The organism is Rhodopirellula europaea 6C (assembly GCF_000338295.1).
Lineage (GTDB): Bacteria > Planctomycetota > Planctomycetia > Pirellulales > Pirellulaceae > Rhodopirellula > Rhodopirellula europaea.
In genome coordinates this window covers 1-1,910 of the sequence record NZ_ANMO01000214.1, presented here as the reverse complement: position 1 = coordinate 1,910, position 1,910 = coordinate 1, and the positions used below count along the sequence as shown (strand labels likewise).

Genomic DNA, 1,910 nt, shown 5'->3' with positions numbered 1-1,910 from the left:
GGTATTTTTCTTGGTCGTTCAGGCACCGCCTGGTTCATTTATGGCTGTGTCGAACGAAGTGTTCGTTTACCGGTGGTCGCTTTCTTTCGATGCAATGAGCAATTGGGTGCAAATCGTCACTGATGTTCGAGCGGAACTTGGGCTGGGCGATTGCGTCACTATGCCGAAATCAGCCTACCGCATCATCGCGAAGCGTTGTGGACCTGACGAAATCGCTGACGTGAAACAGCGTCTGTCTGAGATTTCCGTTGCGTTGGAAGACGTTCCCGATTGGGACGGCGACGTCAGCGACGACATCTACCGTGCCAAAGAACTGTTCCAGGCCGTTCTCGACTACGCTGAACAGCGAGCTAGACGGTCCTGGTGGAAAATTTGGTAGTGCAGCGTTGAACAACATGGTTTTTCCGCTGTCCACCCTGGTTGCCTTTTGTGTTTAGCATGAATGGACCATTTTGGCCCAATGTCTCGAATTTCTGGCTTCCCTCGCGTGCCTTCGTTCGGTGTCGTAAGAGCCTATCGTTGTGATCGAGGCGTTCGAAAAGGCGGCGTCATGCGAGATTGATCCAGGTTAGGATGAAGGTGATTCAATTCAACTCGGAGCAATCGAATGATAAAAAAATTCGCGATCGTGGTCGCGTTTCTGGGCTCGCTAATTGGAAACGTCATCCAAACGCAATCAAATTTGGATTTGATGCTGCAGTCTCAATCCAAATCTGGTCCAGGTGACTTTGTCATTCAGCACGTGGACGAGTCATGGGAGCCATCCAAAACCGCGATCATCGTTTGCGACGTGTGGGACTATCACCATTGTTTCAACGCGGTCGGTCGCTTGAACGAGATGGCACCGAGGATGAATGAGGTCATCGTGGAGGCTCGGCGGCGGGGTGTGACAATCATTCATTCACCGAGTGGCTGCGTTGATTTCTACGCGGACATTCCGGCGCGGAAGCGTGCAATCGAGGCACCCGTGGCTGCGAATTTGCCCAAAGAGATCGGTGCTTGGTGTGACAGCATTCCGGCGGAAGAAGAGGCTGAGTATCCCGTCGATCAATCGGATGGTGGAGAAGACGATGATCCCGAGGAGCACGCGGCTTGGGCGGCGAAGCTGGAGTCGATGGGACGCGATCCGAAAAAGCCTTGGAAGCGGCAACTGAAAACGATCGTAATCGATGACTCGGTGGACTACATCACTGACCAAGGCGACGAGGTTTGGAATGTCCTGGAATCGAGGAACATTGACAATGTGATTTTGCTGGGCGTGCATACCAACATGTGCGTGCTCGGCCGCCCCTTTGGGCTTCGGCAAATGGCAAAGAACGGCAAGAACGTTGTGCTGATGCGTGACATGACCGACTCGATGTACAACCCAAAGATGTGGCCCTACGTCAGTCACTTCGAAGGGACCCGGCGAGTGATATCGCACATCGAACGATACGTATGTCCAACGATCACCAGCGACCAAATCATTGGTGGTACACCATTTCGTTTTGAAGGTGATGAGTGATCGTTCAGGCTTTCGCTGGAACCAAGCCCGGAGGTCGCGCAACAAGTAGCCGACGGAGGCTCTCCGTCGGCAGAAAAGCGTTCTTGCTGGTGAGGTTACGCGTTTGCTTTGATTGTTTGGGCTCATGCCGACCGAAAGCCTCGGTCGGCTACATGGGATGCTGATTGGGGGCTTTCCGTGGCTTTGCAAGTCGTGAGGTTTCATCTCTCCGACGTCGGGACTCCGTTGCAGTCGCTTGTACCAGGCTTGGATGGGGCGGCACAGCCAGTGCCATGGTCGTGGGACATAGGAATCGGCGCAATGACGTAGCCGACGGAGGCTCTCCGTCGGCAAAAAGGCGTTCTTGCTGGGGTGGTTACGCGTTTGCTTTGATTGTTTGGGCTCATGCCGACCGAAAGCCTCGGTC

The 1,910-nt window shown here is 53.9% G+C and carries 2 protein-coding genes; both read left to right on the top strand.

What is annotated here, in order from left to right; translation table 11 throughout:
* Window positions 1-379 (top strand): hypothetical protein (locus RE6C_RS22230; protein WP_236618429.1); only part of this gene is annotated, 379 nt, incomplete at its 5' end.
* A gap of 228 nt (window positions 380-607) precedes the next feature.
* The gene (locus RE6C_RS22225) at window positions 608-1,504 is read left to right on the top strand and encodes an isochorismatase family protein (RefSeq protein ID WP_008660263.1); all 897 of its coding nucleotides are present in this window, start codon (window positions 608-610) and stop codon (window positions 1,502-1,504) included.
* The last annotated feature ends 406 nt before the right edge of the window (window positions 1,505-1,910 follow it).